This is a genomic window from Alcanivorax jadensis T9 (assembly GCF_000756655.1).
Lineage (GTDB): Bacteria > Pseudomonadota > Gammaproteobacteria > Pseudomonadales > Alcanivoracaceae > Alcanivorax > Alcanivorax jadensis.
The window spans coordinates 22,118-47,249 of record NZ_ARXU01000009.1 but is presented as its reverse complement, the minus strand read 5'-3'; the positions used below and the strand labels follow the sequence as shown (position 1 = coordinate 47,249).

The window sequence follows — 25,132 nt, the reverse complement described above, 5'->3', positions numbered from 1 at the left end:
TCAAGCGGCGATCCTACGGTGCTATCGGCGAGGTGTGGTGTTGCTACCCCGCCACGTCTTCAAACAATGCCTGCACAAATTCTTCCGCATGGAAGGGGCGCAGGTCTTCCAGTCGTTCCCCTACGCCGATAAAGCGAATCGGCAGGCCAGTGCGTTTGGCCAAGGCAAACAGGATACCCCCTTTGGCGGTGCCGTCGAGTTTGGTCAGTGCCAACCCGGTCACGCCGGCGGCATCGCGAAACTGTTCCGCCTGCTGGATGGCATTCTGGCCGGTGCCGGCGTCCAGTACCAGCAGCACTTCGTGGGGCGCATCCGGGATCAGTTTCTTCATCACCCGGGTGACCTTGGTGAGCTCCTCCATCAGGTTGCCGCGAGTGTGCAGGCGACCGGCGGTGTCGGCGATCAGCACGTCGGCGCCGCGGGACTGGGCGGCCTGGACCGCGTCATAGACTACCGAGGCGGAATCCGCGCCGGTGTGTTGTGCCACCACCGGGATGTCGTTGCGCTCGCCCCATACCTGCAGCTGCTCCACGGCAGCGGCGCGGAAGGTATCGCCAGCGGCCAGCATCACGCTCTTGCCTTCCGCCTTGAAGCGGCAGGCCAGCTTGCCGATGGTGGTGGTCTTGCCGACCCCGTTCACGCCGACCATCAGGATCACATAGGGTTTCTTGCTGCCGTCGATGGTGAGCGGTTGGTCCACTGGCACCAGCAGCTTGCGTAGTTCGTTCTGCAGGGACTCGTACAAGGCGTCAGCATCCACCAGTTCTTCGCGACTGACCTGGCCGGTCAGTGCCTCGATGATCACGTCGGTGGCTTCCACGCCCACATCGGCGACCAGCAACTGGGTCTCGATTTCCTCGAAAATCTCGTCGTCGATTTCCTTGGCGCCCACCAGCAGGTCAGCCAGGCCCTTGCCCAAGCCCTTGCGGGTCTTGCCCAGGCCCAGCTTCATGCGTGTCCAGAAGCCTTCACCATTGTCACTGTCATCCGCCGGTTCGGCCTGGCTCTCGGCCTGTGGCGATGGTTGCGGGTCAGCGGCAGGGGCTTCAACGTGTGCAGTTGCCGGGGGAGTGACTGTGGGCTCGGGTTCGCCAGAGGCATTGTCTTGCGGGGCGGGTGCCGAGTCGGTGTCGTTCAGTTCATCGGCATCCACACCGGTAAACATGCGCTTCCAGAAACCGGTCTTTTTTTCTTCCGGCTTGGGGGCGTTGTCGTCGTCGCGGGAAACTTCGTCGCTCATGTTCAGTCTTATCCAATCGCGAAGAGGGTAAATCGGGCCTCTTCCTTTGCAATGAGGCTGCAAGGACAGGGCGGTAAACCGGTATGCTATGCCGGCGATAAATAAAATGCGCCCTCCTGCAGGCTGGACGTTCGCTAACGAACGCGCGGCTATCCTAACACTTCGCTCACGGGGGAGCAGCTTCCGGGGGCGACACAATGAGGACAATGCATGAGAAAACTCATGGTGGCACTGGTGGTCATTCTCTGGAGTCTGACCGCTCGGGCCGAGCTGCCCACCCACGGCTTTACCCTGGATAACGGTCTCAAGGTGCTGATCCGCGAGGATCATCGGGCTCCTGTGGTTACCGTGATGGTGTGGTTCAAGGCCGGCAGCTTCGACGAAGCGCCCTATGAAACCGGCCTGGCCCATGTGCTTGAGCACATGATGTTCAAGGGCACCGAGAGGCTGGGGCCGGGGGATTTCTCCAAACTGGTGGCCCGTTATGGGGGCAGTGACAATGCCTTCACCAGTTATGACTACACCGCCTATTTCCAGCAGTATGAGGTGTCGCGCCTGCCGCTGGCCCTGGAGCTGGAAGCGGAGCGACTGGGCAACCTGAAGATCGACGATGACGAGTTCCATCGCGAGTTGCAGGTGGTGCTGGAAGAGCGCCGTACCCGCACCGACGACAACCCCAATGCCCTGGCCTGGGAAAAATTCCAGGCGGTGGCCCGCCCGGGTACCGGCTATGCCCACCCGATCATCGGTTGGCGCTCCCTGCTGGCCCAGCTGCAGCCGGAACAGGCTCGTAGCTGGTACGACCGCTTCTATGTGCCGGGTAATGCCACCCTGGTGGTTGCCGGTGATGTGACCCGCGATCAGGTGGAACCACTGGTACGCCGCTTCTTCAGCAATTTGCCCGCCGGTACCACGCCGCCGCGGCCAACGCAGACGGTCACCCCCCCTGCCGGTGAGCGCCGCCTGGATCTGGCCATGGCCGTGCAGGTGCCCGCCCTCTACATGCTTTATAACGTGCCCTCCCTGGTGACTGCCGAGCAGAAAGAGGATTTCTACGCCTTGACCATGCTCGCGGGAGTGCTCGATGGCGGCATGAGTGCCCGTATCGAAACCGAGCTGGTACGTGGCGAGAAGCTGGTGGCCGGCGCCGGGGCCAGCTACAGCGGCATCCAGCGCGGCGATGGCACCTTTACCCTTACCGCGACTCCGAACCCGGGTGTCACGCTGGATCAGGTAGAGCAAGCTCTGCGCGAGCAGATCAAGACCCTGCAGAGCACCTTGCCGAGTGAGGACGAAATGGCGCGGGTACAGGCCGGCGTGCTGGCCAGCCAGGTGTTTGAAAAGGATTCGGTGATGGGCCAGGCCATGGAGCTGGGCATGCTCAGCACTTTGGGGCTGGATATCGATCTGGCCGATCAGTTCGAGGAACAGTTGGGCAAGGTCACGGCTGAGGATGTGCAGCGGGTGGCCCGCCAGTGGCTGGTGCCGGAGCGGTTGGCGGTGGCCCATGTGGTGCCTGAGCAGGAGGAAGAACAATGAAAACCGAGCTACAAGCTACAAGCTACAAGCTGCAAGGCGCGAAGATGTCGGCTTCCTCTCCTCGCAGGGCGGTGTTCCGCGCTGACAGTGTCGGGGGCGCGGCTCCTGCGCTATTCGATTGGCTGAAAGGTTTGCGCGCGTTGCAGCTTGTAGCTTGCAGCTTGCGCCTTCTGGCAGTGTCGGCAGCGCTGATGCTCAGCGCCTGTACCAGCTTTCCGACGACGGAAAAACAGGTGGCGGCCAGCGAGCCCCAGGCGCCGCAGCTGGATATTCAATCCTGGCAGACCGGGCAGGGTGCCAAGGTCATGTTCGTGCAAAGCGATGCCTTGCCCATGCTGGATATTCGTCTGGTGATGGCGGCGGGCAGTTCCCAGGATGACGGCTTACCCGGTGTGGCCTCCCTGACCAGTGCCCTGATCGGTCAGGGCACCGAGGCTCTCAGTGTGGATGACATCGCCCGGGGCTTTGAGGATCGTGGCGCCAGTTTTTCCTCCAGCAGTTACCGGGACATGGGCATCATCAGCCTGCGTACCCTGTCGGCGGCGGAATATCGCCAGCCGGTGGTGGCGCTGTTCAATCAGGTGATTGGTTCGCCCAGCTTCCCCCAGGACGCGCTGGATCGTCTGCGTACCCGCGCCATGCAGGGGCTGCGCATGGAGCAACAGGTGCCCGGGCCGCAGGCCAGCAAGGCGTTCATGGCCACGGTGTTTGCCGATCACCCCTATGGCCAGCCCAGCGAAGGGACCCTGGAGAGTCTGCCGCAGATACAGCGACAGCAGCTGGTGGATTTCTATGACACCTATTACGCCGCCGGCAATACCGTGATTGCCATGGTTGGGGACCTGTCGCGCAGCGAGGCCGAGGAGATTGCCGCACAGATCAGTGCAGCACTGCCGGCGGGAGCCGCGGCACCAGCGTTGCCTCGGGCAGAGGTGCTCAGCGAGCGCAAACGCGAGCACATCGATTTCCCCTCCGCGCAGACCCATATTTTGCTGGGCAACCAGGCCACCTGGCGGGGCAACCCGGATCATGTGGCTCTGCACGTGGGCAACCAGATTCTCGGCGGTGGCGGCTTCGCGTCCATTCTCACCGACGAGGTGCGCCAGCAGCGTGGCTATGTGTACGGCATCGGCAGCGGTTTCTCCGCCATGGCAGCGGGCGGCCCATTCCAGGTGCAGTTCAAGACCGCCAATGAGAATGCCGACGAAGCGCTGACCCTGACGCTGGATCTGGTCGGTAAGTTTGTTGAAGAGGGACCCAGCCAGGCACAGCTGGAACAGGCGCGGGCCAATATCCTTGGCAGCTTTGCCCTGAGCACCGCCGATAACAGCGATATTATTGGCCAGCTGGGTGCCATCGGTTTCTACGATCTGCCGCTGGATTACCTGCAGTGGTTCAACGATCAGGTGCGACAGGTCACCGTGGCGGATATCCGCGAGGCTTTCCGCAGAACCCTGGATGTGGAGGATCTGGCCATCGTCAGTATTGGTCCGGAGGCACCACAAATCCTTCAGGATCAGGACAGTGGGAACCCCGGTGAGAAGGAAGAGCGCAGTGGCGAGTAGAGGTCCGAATCGCAAAGGCGGCGCCACCAGCAAGGGCCAGGTGCGCATTATCGGCGGTGAGCGGCGTGGCCATCGCTTGCAGTTCGTGGATCAGGGGGGCGATCTGCGCCCCTCCTCCGATCGCATGCGCGAAACCCTGTTTAACTGGCTGCAGTTCGAGCTGCCGGGCCTGCGGGTACTGGACCTGTTTGCCGGTTCCGGGGTGCTGGGGGCGGAGGCCCTGAGCCGCGGTGCTCAGCGGGCAGTGCTGGTGGAAAAAAAGCGCGAACGGGCCGCCGACCTGAAGCGTCAGTTGCTGCCCCTGTTTGACGATCGCATCGAGATCCACACTGCGGATGCCTTGCAATGGGCAGGGCAAAGCGCCTTGCAGTTCGACCTGGTGTTTGTGGACCCGCCCTACGACCTGGGGCTGGCGGAGCCCGCCTGTGCGGCGCTGGAAGAACGGGGGTTGCTGGCGGCACAAGCCTGGATCTATGTGGAAAGCCGTCGGCACGCTGAAGAACCGGTTGTGCCATCGAACTGGCAGCTGCACCGGGAGAAGAGCGGCGGTGATATTCGTGCCCGTTTATTCCGCCGGGAAGAAATTTGACTCCCATTCGTCGGGTTTGTGTCGACTTCACGGACAATCGGCACAATTTCCCGTGTAAACGGTATGACCGCTTGAGTGAACGTGATTGATGTCGCAGTCATGCCGGTGAATCATGTGTATTAAGCCATTAGGAATGGCCGGGGATGAAGGATAAGGGAGCCTCTGAATAACTCCTTGCACGCTTCAGGCCGCGCCCTCCGGGTCTTCCAGGCTGGCACGTACTCGTTGTTGCGCTTTTTCGATGGATGGACATAGCCCTTCAAAATCGCGCCTAGATTGCGAGCCAGCCTGAAAGACTGAGTACGCAAGGAGTTATTCAGAGGCTCCCAGGCGCCATCAACGGCGCATGGATGGGGCGGGGCGGCATAATGGAAAAGATACCGGAACGGATTCACACTGTATCGATTGGTTTGGATAAGGATCGCTTTCTGCGTCAGCTGCTGGGCTATCTGGCCGAGTCTCTGCAGGAGGTTACCGGCATGGATCAGGCGGAAGGGTTTATCTCCCTGGTGGGCCAGAAAATTGGAGATGAGCTGAATGGTCACTACCTGCAATCCCTGAATCTGACAACGCTGGATCGTTATCAAATTCCGGCAGTACTGGTCGATCTCAAACGTCGTATCGACGGCGACTTTTACCTGATCCATGCGGATGAGCGGCAACTGGTGCTGGGCAATCGGCGATGCCCGTTCGGCGACAAGGTGATTGGGCGTCCGGCGCTTTGCATGATGACATCCAACGTGTTCGGCGTGATCGCGGCAGAAAATGCCGGTTATGGCCGTGTGGATATCCAGAAGTCCATTGCCAATGGCGATGGCCACTGTCATGTGGTCATTTCTCTGGAAGCCAGCGAAACGGGGGCGGGGCGGGAATATTTTCGCTCCGGTGACTGATGCCATGGTCAGCGGACTGTCGGGCCCTGATCAATGCCATGTCCATGCCGGTGTTTGTGGTCCACGCCGATGGCCACATAGAGTGGTTGAACCGCCGGGCCAGCCAGTTGCTAGGCGATCGCGTCCCGAAAACGATTAAGTGTCTGTTGGCGTCGCCCTCACGCAGTGAGGAATTTTTGCGGTCCATGCGCCGCAATCAGGCATTTTCCCACCTCGCACTGCATCTCGGTGCACCCATGCAAGATAGTTACATTGCCAGTACCCGGATTGCCCGGCAGGGCGAGGTTCTGGATTTCTGGTTGCTGGAGCTGTTGCCAAGACAGTGGGTAGTGGGCGGCATGCATCAACTTTCCCAGATGGTCCAGCGAACCACGGCGTTGAAAAGGGAGCGAGCGGCCGCGGAGAAAACCGCACTGGTGGCGCAGACCCAGGCTTCCCGGGATGCGCTGACTGGTATTGCCAATCGCCGCGCGTTTGATGACTGGCTGGCGACGGCGCTGGCCGATCAGCAGCAAGAATTGTCTGTAATGATTGTGGATCTGGATTACTTCAAGGCCATCAATGACACCCACGGCCATGATCTGGGCGACCAGGTGTTGCAGCGTGTGGCTCGGCTGCTGAGCGGGACCCTTACCCGCCGTGGTGATCAGGTGGCCCGAATCGGCGGTGAAGAGTTCGGGATATTGCTGCCGGGGGCAGATATCCATGCCTCGCTGAAAGTGGCCTGGCGGTTGGTGATGACCCTTCGCAATCATAATGCGGGCTGTCCGTCTGGTGAGAGTTGGCAGCCGGTGACCCTGTCCGTGGGTGTGGCGACCCGCCTGCCTGGCAGTAACATCACCGGCCGTGAGCTGATGCGCCAAGCGGATCGAGGTCTTTACCTGGCCAAGCAGCGCGGGCGGGATCAGGCGGTGCATGCGGCTCTGTCCGGTCAGTCAGATCCACCCAGGGCGGACGCTGGTTAGCGGTGGCGCCCAGGCACAATCACTCTGCGGCCCCTCACAATCAATGTGCTCCCAGTGACGCCGGCAGGTAGGAAATGGCACAACCTGAACTAGTGTCCCATTTCTCGCTGGCGAATACTGTGCTCATACGCAGGAGGGTTTGCCATGACTAGCAAAGCGGTTGCCACATCGCCGAAAACGCCAAAAAAACTGAATAACAGCGATATCCAGCCCCGCAAGATGGATTTCTCGTTTGATCCGGCCATGCCGCGTTACTGGTTTGACGACGATCAGTTCAAGACCATTCTGCTGACGGCCCTTTCCTGCACCTTCCCGGAAGGTGAGCGCTTCTTCGTGCGCTCAGTGCGCCATTACCAGAAACAGATCCAGGACCCGCTGCTGCGCGAGCAGGTGAAAGGCTTTATCGGCCAGGAAGCCCATCATGGCAACGAGCACGATGCCTTCAATCACTTCATGGAGTCCAAGGGCGTGCCCACCGGCAAGGTGGATGAGTTCGTCAATCGCGGCATGCGCTTCATGGCCAAGCATCTGTCACCGCAACGACAGCTGGCAAAGACCTGCGCCCTGGAACACTTCACCGCCATGCTGGCGGAATTGATGCTGGAGCATCCGGATTTTTTCAAAGGCATGGACGAACGCATGTTGCCACTGTGGTTATGGCATGCGGTGGAAGAAAGCGAGCACAAGGCCGTGGCCTTTGATGTGTACCAGGACCAGGTGGACAGCTACTGGGTACGCACCTCGGAAATGGCCTTTACCACGGTGGAATTTATCAGCTTCACCATTTTCCATTACTACCAGCTGCGCAAGGGCATGGACGATGCCACCGACTGGCGATCCGTGCGCGGCGGCGTCAACTGGCTACTCGGCAAGCCGGGCTGGCTGCGTAAACTGGGCAAATCCTACCTGGCGTATTACAAGCGGGATTTTCACCCGGCCAAGCGCGACAGTACCTTCCTGCGCAAGCAAGGGTTGAAGAAACTGTCGCGGCTACTGGATCGCCCGGATCTGACTGCCTGATCGTCCCTGCGCATGCCCTTCATGTTTTCCTGTCGTGCTGGCGTGTTACGGTGGGAAAATACTAGGGAGCCTCTGAATAACTCCTTGCATACTCAGCGTGGCCTGAAGGGTGCAGCTGTTGTGTTTTGTCGCGACGGGCAGGGTGGTTCCCTTTCCTAGCGATAAAGCGCAGCAGATGTGTCCTTCAGGCCGCGCCCTACGAGTCTTTCAGGCTGGCCCGCACTCGTTGTTGCAATGTCTCGATGGGTGGACACACACCTTCAACATTGCGCCCCTCTTTACCTTGGCCGAGGGGGCGAGCCAGCCTGAAAGACTGAGCATGCAAGGAGTTATTCGGAGGCTCCCTATGGAGGTGTTTATGCGCTGGTTTACTACATTGAAAGAAAAGCTCTTTCCCTCTCGTCATCAGCCCGATGCTGAGTCGGCCCACGAGCCGCTGGACTATCACCCGGCCCACGAAGGGGAAACCCCGGATGATCTTCACCGTGGCCGACACCGTATCAAGGAAACCTTTACCAGCCACTGGGATCTGGATTACATGCCCCGCGAAGAGCTGGAAGAGGCGTTGTCGAAAAACCGCAAAGATAAAAAGTAGCCCCCCGCCAAGGCTGTCAGGCATCGCTGCCGCGGCGGGGCCGGGGAATCTGCTGTTCCTGAAAACGCTTGGAAACCCGCACCACAATATCGCTCTGAAAGGCCTTCTCGTAATGCACGTCCAGCACGTAGGCCTTGGAGCGCAGGCGAATGGCCAGCATGTCGCCGATTTCCACTTCCTCAATGGCAAAAGACACCGGCTTTTTCAGATAGGCGTAGCGGCTGGTGACAATCACTTCCTCGATAATCGCTTTGGCGTCTTCCAGGTCCGCATCCAGGCCCACGTGAAAGTCGGTGACGATCATCATGTCCAGTTCGCCGGAATTGCCGGAGGCCACCACATCGGTGATGAAGCGTGAGTTGGGGATGGTCACCAGGTTGTCGTCCAGGGTCTGCAGTCGCACGGTACGCAGGCCGATGGAGACGATCTCTCCGTAGACATCCGCGAAGCTGACCCGGTCGCCCACCCGGAAGGGGCGATCGAACAGTAGCAGCAGGCCGGCCACCAGGGAGGCGGCGATGTCCTTGAGGGCAAAACCCAGGGCCACGGCGATGGAACCACCGGCGGCCAGCATGAATTCCTTGGGCGGCTGCAGCACCCCGATGATCAGCGCGGCGGAGCCTACGGTGTAGAGCACAAAGCCGATCAGGGTGGTAATCTGCAGAATCAGGAAGCGCCGGGTGGGCAGCTTTTCGGTGATCTTCAGGCTGGCCTTGCTGATGCCCCAGTTCAGTGCCCACAGCACAAAGCCGCCGATAAACAGCAGCAACAGGGCGTAGATGTTGAACAGCTCAACCACCACCGCCAGATCATTGACGATATTGCCTTCATTCATTGAGCAGATTCTTCCTTGTCAGGTAACTGATCACCTGCTGATACCACAGGGGCTTCAGCCGGTAGCGGCCATCCTCGGATTTATTCAGGAAACCGGCATCGAAGCCACCCTTGAGGGCGTAGCGCACCACATTGCCCGGCAGATTGGTGACATGGCTGATTTCCTGGCTGGTCAGGTTTTCATGGGTGGCAATGGCGGCATACACGAACAGGGCGTTCTCGCCCATGCTGTCGAGAATGCTGGCAGAGGGCGGCGTGGGCAGGCCCACCAGCACCTGTCGACCCTTGGGCTTCACCGAAGTCAGCCATAGTCGCAGGGCCACCATGGGGTTGCCGCGGCAGGCATCCCACAGCAGGCTGAAATAGCGTTGCTCCGCGTTGCGCACATTGCCCGCTTCCGGTCCACGGGAAGACAGCAGCACCTCGTCATAACGAACCCGATGACCACTGAGGTGGTTGCGCGCCAGGATCAGTGAGCGGATATCCGTCTGTCCCCAGCGTTTCACTTTCACCACGTTGCGGAACTGGTAATCACGGCCGAACACATTGCACAAATAGGCCCAGCTCTGGTTGTTGATCATCAGCAACCAGAACACATTATCCAGCCGTGCATTGACCAGGCTGAGTACCGTGCGCCAGCCTTCCAGGCCGCCGATTTCCTTGAGGAAAAAGTTCTGTGCCTCGTCGAGGACCACCAGGGTAGGCTGGCGTTCCTCGTCACTTTTCACCAGGGCCGCCGGGCCTTCACTTGCCAGGTCCACGTCCAGGGCATCGCCGACCAGGGAAAGAATGGCATCCGGGTCGATGGTCTTGGCCGGCACTGTCAGCTTGACCAGATTGAGGCCCTTGCAGCTTTCCGACAGCGCCCGCTCCAGCCGCTCAATGCTGACCGTTTTGCCACAGCCCTTTTCGCCCACTACCACCTGGGCATTCTCGTCGGTCTTGTCCTCGTGCCAGCGCTGGATATTCTTTTCCATGGCCGTCACCAGGCCGGTATCCACAAAGGGCGTTTTGCTGCCCTCTGGCAGGGCGGTGGCAAACCAGCGTTCGTAATGCTCATCCACTGGCTGCTCATTGTCGGGGTCTTCTTCATCGTTGTTGATGCGGGTGCGCAGCCGAAACAGGCGGGCCTTGAAGCGCATGTACCAGTCGAAATCTGCCAGCACCCGATCCACAAAACCCACCAGGAAGCTGGCCAGGGCCACCGGCAGCAGCAGCGGTGCAAACAGCCAGAACAGGACCGGGGTGAGCAATTTTTCCGCCAGCGGATCCAGCCGCGAAGGGAGGATGGCCTGCAGACAACGCTGATAATCCTGGGGGCGAAGCGCCAGCAGTCGGCCCAGTCCCCAGTAAATAGCTACCAGCAAAATGCCCAGACAAAGGTAATAGAGCAGTGACGGGCCCAGGCTTTCCCACACGATCAACAACGGCAACCAGGGCAGTATCAGCCAGCGTGAGATAAACCGAGCGTGGTCATGGACCTGTCGGGACTGATCGCTGCTCAGATAGGCGTTGGCACTCTGTGCCACCCGGATCACCAGCCATTCGCCGACCAGGCAGAACAATCCGTAAATCACATAAAGCCGGGCCAGCGGTAGCAGCCAGACAAGAATGCGGGTGGACGGGGTGTCCAGATACGGGGCCAGCAGATCCAGCATCAGCCATAACAGCACCCAGGGCAGCATGGGCGCCAGGCCGCTGATCAGGCGGCTGGCGTTGCGCAGCCAGCGGTGCTCACCGCTGGCCCGGACCACGGATTCGTGCAGGGTCAGGGTCCATTGGCGAGTGCGCCGGGCCAGTCGGATCAGCAGCATGAAGCCGGCGATGCCGAGGATCAGCGCCACACTGTTCTGCACCAGCGGCAGAAAGCGTTTGTTCTTGGCCGATTCCTGCAGATCCAGATCGATCACATGGGCGGTATCCAGCAGCCGCTGGCCGATGCGCTCTGCTTCGTGGTGGAGCAATGCCGGCGCCTGGGCGGGGCCGCCCATGGCGTCAATCTGGCTCCACAGGGAGCGTCGCTGCCACAGGTCAGCACGCAGCTGGCGCAGCTGGCTCTGCATCTCCAGGCGAGTGCGCAGCAGGTCGCGCCATTGTGCTGTGGGCTGGGGTGGCGGCGTCAGGGACGGGCTCTGATACCAGAGCTGATCCAGTTGTTGCAGGGCCTGTTGTGGTGATAACCCGAGCAGGGGAAGAATGGCCCAGGCCTGCCGGACATGGTCGCTGAGTGTGGTGGCCGCCAGGCTCACCGCCTCCTGGGTGTCTTGCGGGTCGGTCAGTGTCTGCAGATGTTGGTAGAGCGCAGCCAGGGACGAGAAGGCCTGGCGCTGGGTGTCGGGGAGCTGGGTAAATTGCTGGCGCAGAGTATGCAGTTTCTGGTCCTGCCGGCTCAGTTGTCCCAGCAGGGTATCAATGTCGTTTTGCAGGGCGTCGCACTTGTTGTCCGGCACGCTGCGCTGACCCGGCCGGCGCTGGGACAGGGGGGCGGTCTCCTCAAGGGGGTGGCCAAGCAAGGCCGCCAGCTGAACAGGGTCCGGCACCTGACCATTGAGATAGTCCTGTAGCTGCTGCAGCTGCGCTGCCTGCTGCTGTTTCTCCTGTTGGAGCTGTTCCAGGGTCTGACCGGCCGCCTCGCAGGCGGCCACCCCGTTGGCCTGCACCGTGGCGGTCAGGGCCAGAACGATAAGAGCAACACACAGCCGTAAACATGGCGATACCATTCGCAATTCCTTCTCCTCAGCAGAGTCCATTGTAGGAACCGGTAGCCATGCCGTCATCCATTGATATTGCCCATGGGTTTTGTAGCAGCCCGGAAGATACCAAGGTAGCGGAGTGCTATAGTCAAGAAAGGTTTAAACAGGTTCCAAGGAGACAGCCATGAGCGAACTGATTGTGCGGGCCCTGATGGCCAAGCACCCGGCGGCGGTGAAGACCGGCACGGAGCTGACGGCGGTGGTGGACATCCTGTTGCAGCACAAATTCACCGGCCTGCCGGTGGTGGATGATCACAACAAGGTGGTGGGCTTTGTGTCCGAGCAGGATTGCCTGCGCAAGCTGCTGATATCCAGCTATCACTGCGAGGGCAGTCTGGTGGTGGAAGAATTCATGCATAGCCAGCCTCTCACTGTGCACGAGGACGATTCTGCGGTGAATGTGGCCGAGCTGATGGTCACCCAGAAACCCAAGATCTATCCGGTGGTAGACGACAAGGGCATTCTGGTGGGCTTGCTGACCCGGGAGCAGGTGCTGCGCGCCCTCAAGGACAGCCGGCGGGGTTGCGACTGAGGAAAGCGGGTCATACGAAAAACCGCGAGCGCGCAACGGCGTGACCCCTGCGTACAATCCCGCATCCATGACGGGCGTTACATTCCATGACAGCTCAAAACAACAACTCGGGAGAGCTGTCATGCGTAACCTTCAAACCTTTCTGGCCGATTACGGCGAGAGCCATCAGAACCCGGTTAACCAGTGGGTCCATATCCTCTGTGTGCCGGCCATCTTTGTTTCCACCATCGGCCTGTTCTGGCTGCTGCCCCTGGGGCGCTGGCTGGGCCTGGAGGGCACTGCTGCCTATTGGGTCAATGGTGGCACCCTGCTGGCGGTAATCTGCATGCCGTTTTATCTGCGCATGTCACTGGGCATGACAGTGCTGATGACCGGTTGGTTGGCGGCGTCCCTGGCGGTCATCGTGGCGGTGGATCGCAGCGGTTTGTCTCTGGCCTGGAGTGCTGCAGGTGTATGGCTGCTGGCCTGGGCGGTGCAGGTATGGGGCCACAAGGTGGAAGGCAAGAAACCGTCCTTTGTCGATGATCTGGTGTTCCTGCTGGTAGGCCCCATGTTTGTCAGCATCGAGCTGGCACATAAATTGGGGTTTGGCCGCCGCGTATCGGCCTGATCGTCCATTGCCCGCCCGTTCACGGGCGGGCATGATCGGCGGTTATGGATGACAACACCCCACCCTTACCGGATGTGCCGCTAACCCCCCTGTTTCTCTGGCAGGGGGGCTGGCTGATGGTGATGCCTGCCATCGACAACCAGCCCCACCAGCATGTGGCCGCATCCCTGTTGGTGGGGCTGGAGCAGCCGATTCGGGTCACCGTGGAGGGGCGTCTGTGCCAGCAGCGGGTGGTGCTGGTGCCGCCGGATGTGCCCCAGAGTCTGAACAGCCAGGGGCCGGTGGCGGTGGTTCACCTGGATCCGGATGAACCGGCCTGGCGGGCCCTGTGCCGTCTGGACGGGCTGGATGAACAGCAGCAGCGTTGGTGCGGTGAACAGATTGCGGCCCTGGTGCAGACTGGCAGCGAGAGCCAGGCACGGCAATTTCTGCACGGCCTGCGCGGCGTGGCTGACCCCTTGCCGCTGGACCCGCGTATCGCCGATGCCTGCAGCCTGATGCGTGCCGGGGAGGCGGTGCCTTCCATGGATACCCTGGCGGCGCACGCCAACCTGTCTGCCTCCCGATTCCGGCATCTGTTCCGCGAACAACTCGGCGTATCCCTCAAGCGTTATCAGCTGCATCTCAAGTGTCAGCGAGCGCTGGCATTATGGCGTAGCGGCATGAATTTCACCGACCTGGCGGTGGCTGCCGGCTTTTACGACCAACCCCATCTCAATCGCACCCTGCGCGCCATGTTCGACGCCCTGCCATCGCGGTATGCTCGGGGTCTGCCGGTGCAGGTCGTGCACCTGAAAGAATAATTATGGAGGCCCCATGGATTACCAGCATATTCGCACTGATCTGGATGAAAAAATTCTTACCATTACCCTGAATCGCCCGGACCGGCTCAACGCCTTTACCCTGCGTATGAAGGATGAGCTGGTGCATGCCTTTGGCGAAGCGGATCAGAATGACGCGGTGCGGGCGGTGATCGTTACCGGTGCCGGCAAGGTGTTCTGTGCCGGCATGGAAATGCAGCCGGAAGAGGGCGGCAATGTGTTCGGCTACGACGAGGCCGAGGGTATGGATCCGCCCCTGGAGCAGATTCGTGACTCCGGTGGCGAGGTGTCTCTGGCTATCTACAACTGCCGCAAACCGGTGATTGGCGCAATTAATGGCGCCGCCGTAGGCGTGGGTATCACCATGACCCTGCCCATGGATATTCGCCTGGTGGCGGCCAACAGCAAGATCGGTTTTGTCTTCACCCAGCGGGGGCTGACCCCGGAAGCCTGTTCCTCCTGGTTCTTGCCGCGGGTGGTGGGTATTCAGAAAGCCATGGAATGGGTCATCAGCGGTGATATCTTCATGGCCGAAGAAGGCGTGGAGGCCGGGCTGTTCCACAGTGCCCATGACAAGGGTGAAGTGGTGGATGTGGCTCGCTGCATTGCCCGCAAGATGATCGCCAAGAGTTCCCCGGTAGCGGCGGCGCTGGCCAAACAGATGCTCTGGCGTAACCCCAACTTTGCCCACCCCATGCAGGCCCATGCGGTGGAATCAAAAATGATCTACTGGTCCAACGAATTCTGGGACGGCCGCGACGGCTTCACCTCCTTCCTGGAAAAACGCGAACCGCGCTTCGAAACGCCACTGGCGGATATTCCGACACAGTTCGATTTCTGGCATGAGCCAGAGCTTGGTTAACAGGACGCCCGGAATATTTTCTGCGAAGCCCGTGTTTTGTAGGGGCGCCGCTTGAGGAGGGAAAGCAGTTTCGAGGAGCGAGTAACGAGTTGCGAAAAGCACCACCGGTTTTGCTTTTCGCAACTCGAACCTCGTTACTCGCTTCGCTCGTTTCGCGCCTCAAGCTGCGCTCCTACAAAAGACGGGGCGAAATTGGCGTTATCGTTTTTCTTCGCGGTAGTTTGCCGGCGTCATGCCGGTCCAGCGTTTGAAGGCCTTGGAAAACGCACTCTCATCGGAAAAGCCCAGCTTGTCAGCAATGTCGGCGAGACGGGTGCCCGCCTGTAATTCCTTTTCTGCCATGCCTTGCAGCAACGCATCGCGCAGTAGTTTGAAACTGCTACCTTCTTCTCCCAGTTTGCGCACCAGATGGCGTCCGCTCATGGCCAACTGGTCGGCCACTTTTTCCTTGCCCCAGTGCGGGTGCTGGCGGAGCAGGTCGCGGACGGTGGCGCTGAGAGACTGGCTGCCCAGGTTGTCCAGCAGTTGATCGGCCAGGGTGCGCAGGTGATGGCACAGGGACGGGTTGGCATGGATCAACGGCAGGCTCAAATCGCTGGCGGGCAACACCAGGGTGTTATGGTCAGTGGCAAAGCGTACCGGTAATCCGAGCAGGGATTCGTAGCGCCGATTATCGTCCAGCGCCGGATGGGAAAAGGTCATGCGGATTGCCTGTAGATGATCGCCGGTGGTCCAGCGTGACAGCTGCAGCAGGGCTGTCATCGCGGCTTCCACCCGCTCCCGCTGGCGCACGGTGTACTGGGGCTGGTAGCGAATCTCGCATTCGTCGTTGTGTACCTGGTACGAAAAGGCCCCCCCTTCGCCGACAATGGGGTAGTAATCCATCAGCGAATCCAGGGCATCTTCCACCGTATCGCAGCTCATCAGCACCATGCCCACGGTGTCCAGATGCCCGACCTGCAGGGCCAGCCCGAACTGGATGCCCACCAGCGGGTCGCGGGCCTGTTCGCAGAAGCTTTCCCAGATTTGGCCCTGCAGCGCCAGGCTGACACGGTCCTGTTCCCCGACCGCCTGTTGCAGCGTGGCGGGCAGGGCGAATCCCAGCTGTTCTGCTGCGTGGCTGATGGCCTGGGTGAAGCGCACTGTAACGGTGGGGGTGTGCGTCATGCTGTTATGAGGTCCCGAATTAACCGTGGCAAGGTCCCGAATTGGCCGTGAGCCTGCACCCGGTGGACCGTAGAGTAGACATCATACCAAATGCTGAGTCCAACTCGGCCAACCCGGATCCGGGTTCATAATAATAGTTATCGGGACAGCCATGTACGCAGTGATAGGCGCCGGCCCCATGGGCCTGGCCACCGCCAGAAATCTTAACAAGTACGATATTCCTTTCATCGGGTTCGATCTGAACAGCGATGTGGGTGGCCTGTGGGACATCGATAATCCCCACAGCACCATGTATCAGTCCGCGCATCTGATTTCCTCCAAGGGAATGACCGAATTCAGTGAATTCCCCATGCCGGATGAGGTGGCCACCTATCCCCATCACAGTGAAATGAAGCGCTATTTCCAGAGTTATGCGCGCCATTTTGATCTGTATCGGCACTACGAATTTTCCACCCGGGTGGTGCGTGTGGAGCGCAACGGTGACGGCTGGCAGATCACCACCGAACGGGATGGGGAAACGCAAAGCCGTTATTTCGACGGTGTCCTGATCGCCAATGGCACCCTGCACACACCCAACCAGCCCAGCCTGCCTGGCAAGTTCGAGGGTGAGCTGATGCATTCCTGCGATTATCGCGATGCGGCGGTGTTTGATGGCAAGCGGGTGCTGATCGTGGGCTGTGGCAACTCTGCCTGTGATATTGCGGTGGACGCGGTGCACCGGGCGGCCAGTGTGGATCTGTCCGTACGTCGCGGGTATTACTTCCTGCCCAAGTTTATCGGCGGCAAACCCACCGACAGCATCGGTGGCAAGCTCAAGTTGCCCCGCGGACTCAAGCAGCGACTGGATGCCCGGCTGATTCGTCTTATTGTCGGCAAGCCCAGTGACTACGGCCTGCCGGAGCCGTCATACCGGATGTATGAATCCCACCCGGTGATCAATTCACTGGTACTGCACCATCTCGGTCATGGTGACATCACACCCCACGGCGACATTGTCGGGGTGGTGGGTGACACGGTGACCTTTGCCGACGGCCAGTCCCGGGTTTATGACCTGGTCCTGATGGCCACGGGCTACAAACTGGATTACCCCTTTATCGATGCCTCGGAGCTGAACTGGCACAACGCCGATGCGCCGCAGTTATACCTGAATGTGTTCCACCCGCAGAACCGTAACCTGTTCATGATGGGCATGGTGGAAGCCGCCGGCCTGGGCTGGGAAGGGCGCAATGAGCAGGCGGAGATGGTGGCTCTCTACATCAAGGCCCGGCAGAACAAGCACCCGGAGGCAGACAAGCTGGAGAAGAAAGCCAGCGTGGAAGCCGGACAGACCCTGGATGGCGGCTTCGACTACCTGAAGCTGGAACGTATGGCCTACTACGTGCACAAGGACAGCTATCGCAAGGCGGTCAACGCCCACATCGCCGACCTGAAACAGGGGGTGTGAGGTGGAGGTTCAGTTCAGTAGCGAGAATCTGCTGATTCTCAACGTCATCCTGGCATTCATGATGTTCGGGGTGTCCCTGTCGCTCACCGGTGAGGATTTCCGGCGCGTGCTAAAGCGCCCGGATGCCCCCATTGTCGGTCTGCTTGCCCAGTTCGTACTGTTGCCCGCCGCCACCTGCCTGACCACCTGGTTCTTTGAAGTGGAGCCGGAAATGGCGTTGGGCATGATTCTGGTGGCGTCCTGCCCGGGCGGTTCGTTTTCCAACATCATGACCTGGCTGGCGCGGGCCAATGTGGCCGTATCGGTAAGCATGACGGCCATCTCCAGCCTGGTGGCTATGGTGATGACACCGTTCAACTTTGCCCTCTATGGCTGGCTCAACCCCAATACCCGTTCCATGCTCACCGAAATCCAGTTGGACAGCATGAACATCCTGATCCTGGTGGTGCTGGTGTTGGGGCTGCCACTGCTGGTGGGAATGATGACCGGCAAGCTGTTTCCGCGTTTTGCCGCCAAAGCCGAGAAGCCCATGCGGGTGATCACGCTGCTGGTATTGCTGTTGTTTGTTGGGGTGGCGTTCAGCAACAACATGGATGTGTTCCTGGCCACGGCGGATCGCATCGTCATTCTGGTGGTACTGCAGAATATGCTGGCGCTGGGCATGGGCGCCTTTGCCGGCATGCTCACGGGCCTGCCCCGGCAGGATCGACGTGCCATCACCATGGAGGTGGGGATTCAGAATTCCGGCCTGGGCCTGGCCATTCTGTTTACGTTTTTCCCGCAAGCCAGCGGCATGATCTTGATCGCTGCGTTCTGGGGCGTCTGGCATCTGATTTCCGGATTGTTGCTGGCCTGGTGGTGGTCACGAGGCCATGGCTGTGAGGAGGGCGCATGCGACGACGTATCCTGATTACTGGCGCTGCCGGCTATATCGGTAGCCAGGTGGCTCGCCGACTCAGCCAGGACCACCATGTGGTAGGGGTGGATATTCGCGCGGATGACAGTGCCGATTTTCCGTTTTACGAGATGGATATTCGTGACCCGGATCTGGGGCGCCTGCTGGGTGAGCACCAGATTCAGCAGGTGGTCCACCTGGCCGCCGTGCTGGAGGATTCCGGCGACCGGGCCCGGGATTTCGATATCGATGTGAACGGTACCCGCAATGTGCTGGATGCCTGTGTGGCGGCCGGCGTGGAACAACTGGTGGTGGCCAGCTCCGGCGCCGCCTACGGCTATCACCCGGATAATCCCGCCTGGCTGGATGAAGATGATGCCCTGCGCGGAAACCCGGAATTTCCCTACTCGGATCACAAGCGCCAGGTGGAAACCCTGCTGGCGGAGTATCGCCAGACACACCCGGCACTGAAGCAACTGGTGCTGCGCCCGGGCACCGTGCTGGGCGCCAATACCCGTAACCTGATTACCCGTCTGTTCGAGAAACCCCGCCTGGTGGCGGTGGCCGGTTCGCCATCGCCCTTTGTCTTTATCTGGGATCAGGATGTGGTGGCGATCATTCAGAAGGGCGTTCTGGAAGGCAAAACCGGTCGCTACAACCTGGCCGGTGACGGCGCCCTCAGCATTCATGAGTTGGGCCGTTTGCTGGATAAACCGGTGGTCTCCGTGCCTGCCGGCCTGATTCGCGCGGCCCTTTGGATCGGCAACCGCCTGAGCCTTACCCGTTACACGCCCGCGCAGGTGAATTTCCTGCGCTACCGGCCGGTGCTGGCCAATCGACGACTCAAGGAAGACTTCGGCTATATCCCCCGCAAGACCTCGGAGCAGGTATTTCGCTTCTATATGGCCGGGCAACAACAGAGGAAGGATGAATGAAAACCGTACTGATTACCGGGGCCGCGTCCGGCCTCGGTTGGGCCTTGTCCCAGCAAGCCTTCTCGCTGGGCCATCGGGTCATCATGACCGATATGAACGCCTTGCTGCTGGCAGCACGGGCCGATGCCCTGGCCAGTCAGGATCCATCCCGGGTTTCTTTTCACCGGCTGGATGTGACCGACAGTGAGGCCATCACCGCACTGGTGGCCTTGCTCAAGGAAAAGGAAGGCGGCCTGGATGTGCTGATCAACAATGCTGGTATTACCCACCGTTCCCTGGCGGACAAGACTGACATTGCCGTATTCCGCAAGGTCATGGCGGTGGACTGGCAGGCGCCGGTGGAAATGGCCGTGGCCTGTTTGCCGCTGCTCAAGCTTAGCGGGGGCGGTATCATCAATATCGGTTCCATGGCGGGCTGGATGCCGGTGCTGGGGCGAGCCGGCTACTGCAGTGCGAAAAGTGCCCTGAGCCAGTTTTTCGAGGTGCTGCGCGGCGAGGTGGCGCAGTATGGAGTGCATATCCTGATGGTGTATCCCAGCTTCCTCGACACGCCTATTGAAACCAATGCTTTGGGCCATGATGGTCAGCCTGCCGCACACCCCCGTTCCATGGTGGGTGCCATGCAGACGCCGGAGTGGATGGCAGAGCGAGTGTTCGAGGCCTATTACCGCAAGAAAAAGCGCCTGTTCCCGGATCGTTTTACCTGGTTCGCCAGCCTGTTGTGGCGACTGGCGCCGGACTTCTACCAGCGCATGATGGTGCGCAAGTTCGCTTCCGAATTGGAACCGCATTAATGGCAGAGATGATCACGCTGCCCTGGCTGCTGCTGGGGCTGTTTATCTTTCTGGCCTTCACCACCGAAGCCGCCACCGGGTTTGGCAGCATCGTCATTGCCCTGTCGCTGGGGGCGCTGGTGTTGCCGATTGCGGAGATTCTGCCGGTGCTTGTGCCGCTCAATATTGTCATGAGCAGCACCCTGAGTTGGCGTCACCGCCGCGCCATTCACTGGCCCACCCTGTGGAAACTGATCCTGCCATTGATGGTGGTGGGGACTTTGGCCGGTTACGGGTTGCGTCCCTGGCTGGGAGACCAGTTGCTCAAGAATGCCTTCGGTGTGCTGGTGCTGTGGTTCAGCGGACGGGAGTTGTGGCGAATGTGGCGTGGCGCGACTGCCTCAGCCCATGGCGGCCTGTGGGCCCGCGTGTGGATGTTTCTGGCGGGTATCACCCATGGTCTGTTTGCCTCCGGTGGCCCGCTGCTGGTCTATGCCCTCAGCGGCCTGTCCCTGGACAAGCAACGCTTCCGCGCCACCCTGATTCTGGTGTGGCTGGCTCTCAACAGCCTGCTCACCCTGGTGTTCCTGCTGGATGGCAGCCTGCTGCCAGCAGCGCCCCGTATTGCCATGCTGGTACCGGTGGTCATCGTTGCCATGGTGGTGGGGGAAGTGTTGCATCACCGGGTCAACGAGCAGCGATTCCGGCAGGCGGTGTTTGTGGTGCTGGCCGTGACCGGGGGGATTCTGGCCTGGCCGGGGTGAGATGAGCTACGAGCTACGCTCGTTGGATAGTGAGGGTCTGGCAAGTTCCCCGGATGTCGGTATTTCTACGAAGCCCCTGTAGGAGTACCTCTTGAGGTGCGAACCGCGCTTGCGCGGAAATCGACCGTAGGGCGATCAGGCCATTCAGAACTCGACAGGTCTATCCAAACACAACCAGCCCATACCCAGCCCGATGTGGATTGGATCGCCCGGCAGCGACCAGGTGCCTCATGGCCTCACTCTGTAGCCCAAAAGGCAATTTTCCTTTCCTCTGTCATCATGCTATTGGTTTCCTGTCGTCCGGTTTATGTTCAGGAGTTGCCATGTCCCATGTGGAGATTCGTCCGGTTACCGGTTTTGCCGTAGAGCCCTGGCTGGATGAGCTGGCTGAACTGCGCATTCAGGTATTTCGGGATTTTCCCTATTTGTACGAGGGGGATCGGGACTACGAGCGTCGTTATCTGGATCGCTATGCCCAGTCTGATCGCAGCGTCTTTGTGTTGGCGCTGGAGTTCAACCGGCTGGTGGGGGCGGCCACGGCATTGCCGCTAATGGATGCGGACGAGGAATTTCAGGCACCGTTCCGGCAACTGGGCGCGGAGCTGGGTTCGGTATTCTATTTTGGCGAGTCGGTATTGCTACAACCTTATCGGGGTGAGGGGGTTGGCCACCGCTTCTTTGATCTACGCGAGCAGTACGCGGCGGATTTTGGATTTCTGCACACGGCGTTCTGTGCCGTGGAGCGCCCGGATGACCACCCTCTGCGCCCTGACAGTTATCGCCCGCTGGATGATTTCTGGCGCGGCCGGGGCTATTTCCCCCAGAAGCAGCTGGTGGCCCATTTCGACTGGACTGACGTGGGCGAGGTGACACCTACCCGCAAGGCCATGCAGTTCTGGCTACACAGTCTTTAATCGGGCCTAAGAAAAAGGGTGGCTCAGCGGCAATCCGCCGGCGGATGTCTGTTTGTAGATGACTGTTTTTGCCGAGTTTTCTTCTCTGCTGCCAGATATGCAGCTTTGCGCGTTTTTAATATTGCAATATTTGCGTATTTCGTTTGTGTGGCGCTGCCATCAATCTTTCATCTATATGAGCGATTAACCGTCAACTTGTGCCTCCTATACTCGGTGCCTCGAGTGTGAATTTGTTGTGAAGGGGGGCATGGAGCGTGATTACCGCACTCATCAACACTGGGCGGCTCGCCTTCCCCGACAGGCCATGATTATCGTGCCGCTGGCATTGCTGGCGGTGGGTGTCGCGGTGATGGTGGCAGGGTAACGACAGGTTCGATGCAGGGCGCCGGATAAAAATCTGAAACGCGAGATCTAGGGGCATTTATTTACCGATCGGTGTCGGGCGCCTTCTGCATCAACACCACCGGATTGTCCACCAGCGTGATGTGCCAGCCCTGCTTCCGGGCCAGCCAGGCGAAGGTGTCCGGCTGCCAGAAACACACATGGGTCGGGTCGCGGTGGTAATACCAGTGGGCAAAGGCGTTATCGTCGACCAGCCAGTGGGTCATGATGCCCAGCCAGCCGCCGGGTTTCAACAGCCGGGCGAATTGCTGCCATTCCCGTTCAGGGCGGTGCAAGTGCTCCACCACTTCCGTGCAGGTGACAAAGTCGTATTGCTGATCCAGCGGTGCCGGATCCGGGTCGTAGATCGGGTCATAGGTGCGACAGGCAAACCCGCGCTCGTTCAGCATCTGTGCCAGCGCCGGGCCCGGTCCGCAGCCGAAGTCCAGGCCGCAATCGCCGGGTTTCAGGCGCTCGCATAGCGGGTCCGCCAGCTGTGACAGAAATCGCCGATAGCCGGCGTCCCCGGGGGTATTGTCGTGATGGTCATAGTGGGCTTTTTCCGTTTCCGGGTCTGGCAGTGTGGCTGGGTCTGCAAAGGTCAGCTGGCAGGTGCCGCAACGAAAAAAGTCACGGACATCCAGCTGGGCAAACGGTTGTGCGAGGTTGCCGCAGAGCGTGCAATGCAGCATATCAGCTTGATTCCAGCCACCGCTGGATGCGCGCATAAGTGCGGCTTTCCTCGATCATGGTCATATGGCCCATCTGGTAGAACAGCTCTCGGGTGAGCCCGTCGGCCTGGGGATAGAGACGCGTGGCGAGCCCGCTGTCCACGGTTACCAGCCAGTCGCCGCGGGGTTGTGGGTGGCCCGGTTCGCTGACACTGCCGGCAATGAAAAGTTGCTCCACCTGGCTATCCAGCGGCACCTTGCTGCTGGGGCGTGATTCGTCCAGGGGACGGTCCCGCCACTGGTCTTCCAGCACATAACCAAAGCGCAGGTCGCGGATGCCGTCGGAGCGCAGATTGGCCAGCCGCATCAGAGGGCGGGAGTAGGGAGTCGCGCCGAGCAGGCGGTTGGCCTGATTGCCGGCGCGTTCCAGCATGGCGCCCTGATGAGGGGAGCCCAGGCAGGCCAGGTGAGTGACCTTGTCGGTCCAGGCGTCGCCGCGCTGGCGGCCCTGATGCAGGGCGCTGCGGGCCACCAGCCCCCCCATGGAGTGGCCAATCAGGATGACCCGCCGGGGCAGGGCGGTATGGGCCAGCAGCCCGGCCAGTTTGCGGCCATTGTCGGAGATGTGCAGGCCGGTGTTATAGCGCAGATAGCGCACATCGGCTTTCATCTCACCGCGGGCCCAGTGGCTGAAGGCATCAGCCGCCGGGTTGTTCCAGCAGGCATCGTTCATACACAAGCCATGGATAAACACCACCAGGGTGTCGCCCTGCACCGGACCGGTGGGCAGTAGAGCCATCGGCAGGGAGTAGGGGCTATTCTGTTCGGCCAGCAGCTGACCGAAAATGCCGTTGACGATACTTTGCAGGTCCAGGCTGTCACGAAGTTCCCGGTTGGGGTCCGCCAGCAAGTCCGCCATGCCTGCCACATTGCCCGCCTGGCGAAAGCCGTAACGGATCAGGTTGTAGACCATCGGCGCGGGGGTGTAGTCGTTGCCGCGCAGGCCGAACGGATTGGCTACGGTGCCATGAATATCCTGCACCACCTGGGTGATTTCGTTGCCCACACGGGTAACCAGTTGCGCCAGCCCGCCCACATTTCGGCCTATTTGCTTCATGGGTTCTCCTTATCTTGCCTGCATCATAGCAGGGCGCTGCCAGTCTGTCGGAAACGACGGGCGTGGCTGCGTAAAAATCCTTCGGCGTATTGGGCTGGCAACGTAATGATTCGTAAAATGCCCGCGCTTTGCGTGTTTGTTCTTGGTGTGCGGCCCATGATGACGATACAGTCTGGATTGTCTTAATGACTGATATTTCAAGGAGTGAGTCTATGCATACTTTCGGTAAAGCAGCTTTAGCAGCATTGTTTGCCTCTTCCGCCCTGCTGGCGGGTTGCGACAGCAGCGACGGGCCGGTGGAAAAGGCCGGTGAAAAAGTGGACGAAGCGGTAGACTCCATGAACCCGCAAGGTCCCATGGAAGAAATGGGCGAAGATCTCGACAATGCCTATGATAGCGCTGAAGAATCAGCCGAGAGCATGAAAGACGCCGCCGAGCAGTAATGGCAGCGGATACATGCTGAAAAAGCCGCCTTCGGGCGGCTTTTTTTATGGGTGCCTTTCTGTCACCTGGCAGGTTGACAGCAATCTATCGATAGCTTGCTGTTCCGGTGGCGTGATCAGTAGCCGGTAGCGTTGTTTGATCTGTTGCCAGTGCTGCCCGTACTGGCACCAGTAATCCCGGTTTTCCGGTAGCCACTGGTCCGGGCTGCCCGCGCCCTTGCTGCGATTGGCGCTGGCAGAGACGGGCAACAGATTGCCCGGATCATTGGCAAACTGGCGCCGATGGCGTTCATCCCAACCATCGCCACCATGGCCGTGGGCATGGCGCAGTGGCACCAAGTGGTCGATATCCAGGTCGCCTGCGGCGGTAAAGGTCTCTCCGCTGTAGGGATCGTGCCAGCGTCCGCGGGCCACGGTGCATCGATCATCCCGGGTAAAGGTCACGGGCACCTGGCTGGTGGCAATCAGGATCTCCGCGCGGGTGTCCTGGCAGTCGCCATCCTCATCCAGCCAGTGGGGCCAGTCACTACGCTCATAGAGGCCGGAAAAGGCCCGTTGCTGTTGGCGGGCTTCCTGTTCCGCCTGTTGTTGCTGGCGATGCAGGGTCAGGCAGGGTTCACGGTGGCAGTGATACTGGTCGGTGGTCCGGTTGGTGTGGCCGCCCTGCTTGTCCAGGCCGCCGGGGTGGCTGTGGGCGAGGCTGGCGATAACGATCAGGAAACCAGCAAAGAGTCGATTGAGCAAAAGGGAAGTCCAGAGAGCAGCAATATGATCAGGATATTACCACGCTAATATGTAGGCGATATCTTG

25 protein-coding genes are annotated in these 25,132 nt (G+C 60.2%); 18 read left to right on the top strand and 7 right to left on the bottom strand.

Going from position 1 to position 25,132, the window contains the following annotated elements:
• Nucleotides 1-43: 43 nt before the first annotated feature.
• Nucleotides 44-1,240, bottom strand: coding sequence for a signal recognition particle-docking protein FtsY (gene ftsY / locus T9A_RS11755; protein ID WP_035248608.1), 1,197 nt, complete (start codon nt 1,238-1,240; stop codon nt 44-46).
• Between the two features lie 210 nt (nt 1,241-1,450).
• On the opposite strand from ftsY, the gene T9A_RS11750 reads away from it, so the two are divergent.
• The 7 genes from T9A_RS11750 (at nt 1,451) to T9A_RS11720 (ending at nt 8,406) form a co-directional block, all read left to right on the top strand.
• Entirely contained in the window at nt 1,451-2,779 is a 1,329-nt protein-coding gene (locus tag T9A_RS11750) for a M16 family metallopeptidase (RefSeq protein ID WP_035248604.1), read from the top strand.
• A 161-nt stretch (nt 2,780-2,940) separates the two neighbouring features.
• Entirely contained in the window at nt 2,941-4,344 is a 1,404-nt protein-coding gene (locus tag T9A_RS11745) for a M16 family metallopeptidase (RefSeq protein WP_232222094.1), read from the top strand.
• Nucleotides 4,334-4,933, top strand: a complete 600-nt coding sequence (gene rsmD, locus T9A_RS11740) for a 16S rRNA (guanine(966)-N(2))-methyltransferase RsmD (protein WP_035248601.1) — start codon at nt 4,334-4,336, stop codon at nt 4,931-4,933. The genes T9A_RS11745 and rsmD overlap by 11 nt, the downstream gene beginning before the upstream one ends.
• A 368-nt stretch (nt 4,934-5,301) precedes the next feature.
• Nucleotides 5,302-5,826 (top strand): methanogen output domain 1-containing protein, encoded by a 525-nt coding sequence (locus tag T9A_RS11735; RefSeq protein WP_035248599.1) that lies wholly within the window; start codon nt 5,302-5,304, stop codon nt 5,824-5,826.
• Nucleotides 5,826-6,791: a sensor domain-containing diguanylate cyclase gene (locus tag T9A_RS16660; RefSeq protein WP_052042904.1), complete on the top strand. Its 966-nt coding sequence runs from the start codon at nt 5,826-5,828 to the stop codon at nt 6,789-6,791. Before T9A_RS11735 ends, T9A_RS16660 begins: the two co-directional genes overlap by 1 nt.
• Before the next feature lie 144 nt (nt 6,792-6,935).
• Nucleotides 6,936-7,811 (top strand): metal-dependent hydrolase, encoded by an 876-nt coding sequence (locus T9A_RS11725; RefSeq protein WP_035248598.1) that lies wholly within the window; start codon nt 6,936-6,938, stop codon nt 7,809-7,811.
• A gap of 358 nt (nt 7,812-8,169) precedes the next feature.
• The gene (locus T9A_RS11720) at nt 8,170-8,406 is read left to right on the top strand and encodes a hypothetical protein (RefSeq protein WP_156964892.1); all 237 of its coding nucleotides are present in this window, start codon (nt 8,170-8,172) and stop codon (nt 8,404-8,406) included.
• A gap of 16 nt (nt 8,407-8,422) precedes the next feature.
• On the opposite strand, the gene T9A_RS11715 is transcribed toward T9A_RS11720, so the two are convergent.
• Nucleotides 8,423-9,241, bottom strand: coding sequence for a mechanosensitive ion channel family protein (locus tag T9A_RS11715; protein ID WP_035248595.1), 819 nt, complete (start codon nt 9,239-9,241; stop codon nt 8,423-8,425).
• Nucleotides 9,234-11,960 carry an ATP-binding protein gene (locus T9A_RS11710; RefSeq protein ID WP_035248591.1) on the bottom strand — a complete coding sequence of 909 codons (2,727 nt, stop codon included), beginning with the start codon at nt 11,958-11,960 and terminating at the stop codon, nt 9,234-9,236. The genes T9A_RS11715 and T9A_RS11710 overlap by 8 nt, the downstream gene beginning before the upstream one ends.
• 157 nt (nt 11,961-12,117) lie before the next feature.
• Here T9A_RS11710 and T9A_RS11705 point away from each other — a divergent pair, with 157 nt between their 5' ends.
• The 4 genes from T9A_RS11705 (at nt 12,118) to T9A_RS11690 (ending at nt 14,818) form a co-directional block, all read left to right on the top strand.
• Nucleotides 12,118-12,525, top strand: a complete 408-nt coding sequence (locus tag T9A_RS11705) for a CBS domain-containing protein (protein WP_035248590.1) — start codon at nt 12,118-12,120, stop codon at nt 12,523-12,525.
• Nucleotides 12,526-12,646: 121 nt separating this feature from the next.
• Nucleotides 12,647-13,135: an Mpo1 family 2-hydroxy fatty acid dioxygenase gene (locus T9A_RS11700; RefSeq protein WP_035248587.1), complete on the top strand. Its 489-nt coding sequence runs from the start codon at nt 12,647-12,649 to the stop codon at nt 13,133-13,135.
• Between the two features lie 44 nt (nt 13,136-13,179).
• A complete protein-coding gene (locus T9A_RS11695) occupies nt 13,180-13,938 on the top strand; it encodes a helix-turn-helix domain-containing protein (RefSeq protein ID WP_035248585.1) in 759 nt (252 codons plus the stop codon).
• Between the two features lie 13 nt (nt 13,939-13,951).
• Nucleotides 13,952-14,818, top strand: coding sequence for a crotonase/enoyl-CoA hydratase family protein (locus T9A_RS11690; protein ID WP_035248582.1), 867 nt, complete (start codon nt 13,952-13,954; stop codon nt 14,816-14,818).
• A gap of 198 nt (nt 14,819-15,016) precedes the next feature.
• Here T9A_RS11690 and T9A_RS11685 read toward each other — a convergent pair whose 3' ends face one another.
• Complete coding sequence (locus T9A_RS11685) at nt 15,017-15,985, bottom strand: AraC family transcriptional regulator (RefSeq protein WP_035248580.1); 969 nt, start codon at nt 15,983-15,985, stop codon at nt 15,017-15,019.
• A gap of 151 nt (nt 15,986-16,136) precedes the next feature.
• On the opposite strand from T9A_RS11685, the gene T9A_RS11680 reads away from it, so the two are divergent.
• The 6 genes from T9A_RS11680 to T9A_RS11655 all read left to right on the top strand — a co-directional run bounded on the left by T9A_RS11680 (nt 16,137) and on the right by T9A_RS11655 (nt 21,710).
• Nucleotides 16,137-17,429 (top strand): flavin-containing monooxygenase, encoded by a 1,293-nt coding sequence (locus T9A_RS11680; RefSeq protein ID WP_035248578.1) that lies wholly within the window; start codon nt 16,137-16,139, stop codon nt 17,427-17,429.
• 1 nt (nt 17,430) lies between these two features.
• Nucleotides 17,431-18,339 carry a bile acid:sodium symporter family protein gene (locus T9A_RS11675; protein WP_052042898.1) on the top strand — a complete coding sequence of 303 codons (909 nt, stop codon included), beginning with the start codon at nt 17,431-17,433 and terminating at the stop codon, nt 18,337-18,339.
• Complete coding sequence (locus T9A_RS11670) at nt 18,321-19,259, top strand: SDR family oxidoreductase (RefSeq protein WP_035248576.1); 939 nt, start codon at nt 18,321-18,323, stop codon at nt 19,257-19,259. Before T9A_RS11675 ends, T9A_RS11670 begins: the two co-directional genes overlap by 19 nt.
• On the top strand, nt 19,256-20,053 hold the full coding sequence (locus tag T9A_RS11665) for an SDR family NAD(P)-dependent oxidoreductase (RefSeq protein WP_035248574.1): 798 nt from the start codon (nt 19,256-19,258) through the stop codon (nt 20,051-20,053). The genes T9A_RS11670 and T9A_RS11665 overlap by 4 nt, the downstream gene beginning before the upstream one ends.
• Complete coding sequence (locus T9A_RS11660; RefSeq protein ID WP_084573489.1) at nt 20,053-20,796, top strand: sulfite exporter TauE/SafE family protein; 744 nt, start codon at nt 20,053-20,055, stop codon at nt 20,794-20,796. The genes T9A_RS11665 and T9A_RS11660 overlap by 1 nt, the downstream gene beginning before the upstream one ends.
• A gap of 323 nt (nt 20,797-21,119) precedes the next feature.
• The gene (locus T9A_RS11655; RefSeq protein WP_035248572.1) at nt 21,120-21,710 is read left to right on the top strand and encodes a GNAT family N-acetyltransferase; all 591 of its coding nucleotides are present in this window, start codon (nt 21,120-21,122) and stop codon (nt 21,708-21,710) included.
• 425 nt (nt 21,711-22,135) lie between these two features.
• On the opposite strand, the gene T9A_RS11650 is transcribed toward T9A_RS11655, so the two are convergent.
• A complete protein-coding gene (locus T9A_RS11650) occupies nt 22,136-22,819 on the bottom strand; it encodes a class I SAM-dependent methyltransferase (RefSeq protein ID WP_232222093.1) in 684 nt (227 codons plus the stop codon).
• Nucleotides 22,785-23,879 carry an alpha/beta fold hydrolase gene (locus T9A_RS11645; protein ID WP_035248567.1) on the bottom strand — a complete coding sequence of 365 codons (1,095 nt, stop codon included), beginning with the start codon at nt 23,877-23,879 and terminating at the stop codon, nt 22,785-22,787. The genes T9A_RS11650 and T9A_RS11645 overlap by 35 nt, the downstream gene beginning before the upstream one ends.
• Nucleotides 23,880-24,091: 212 nt before the next feature.
• Here T9A_RS11645 and T9A_RS11640 point away from each other — a divergent pair, with 212 nt between their 5' ends.
• Entirely contained in the window at nt 24,092-24,322 is a 231-nt protein-coding gene (locus tag T9A_RS11640) for a hypothetical protein (RefSeq protein ID WP_035248566.1), read from the top strand.
• Between the two features lie 45 nt (nt 24,323-24,367).
• Here T9A_RS11640 and T9A_RS11635 read toward each other — a convergent pair whose 3' ends face one another.
• A complete protein-coding gene (locus T9A_RS11635) occupies nt 24,368-25,066 on the bottom strand; it encodes an HNH endonuclease (protein ID WP_035248563.1) in 699 nt (232 codons plus the stop codon).
• Nucleotides 25,067-25,132 lie beyond the last annotated feature (66 nt).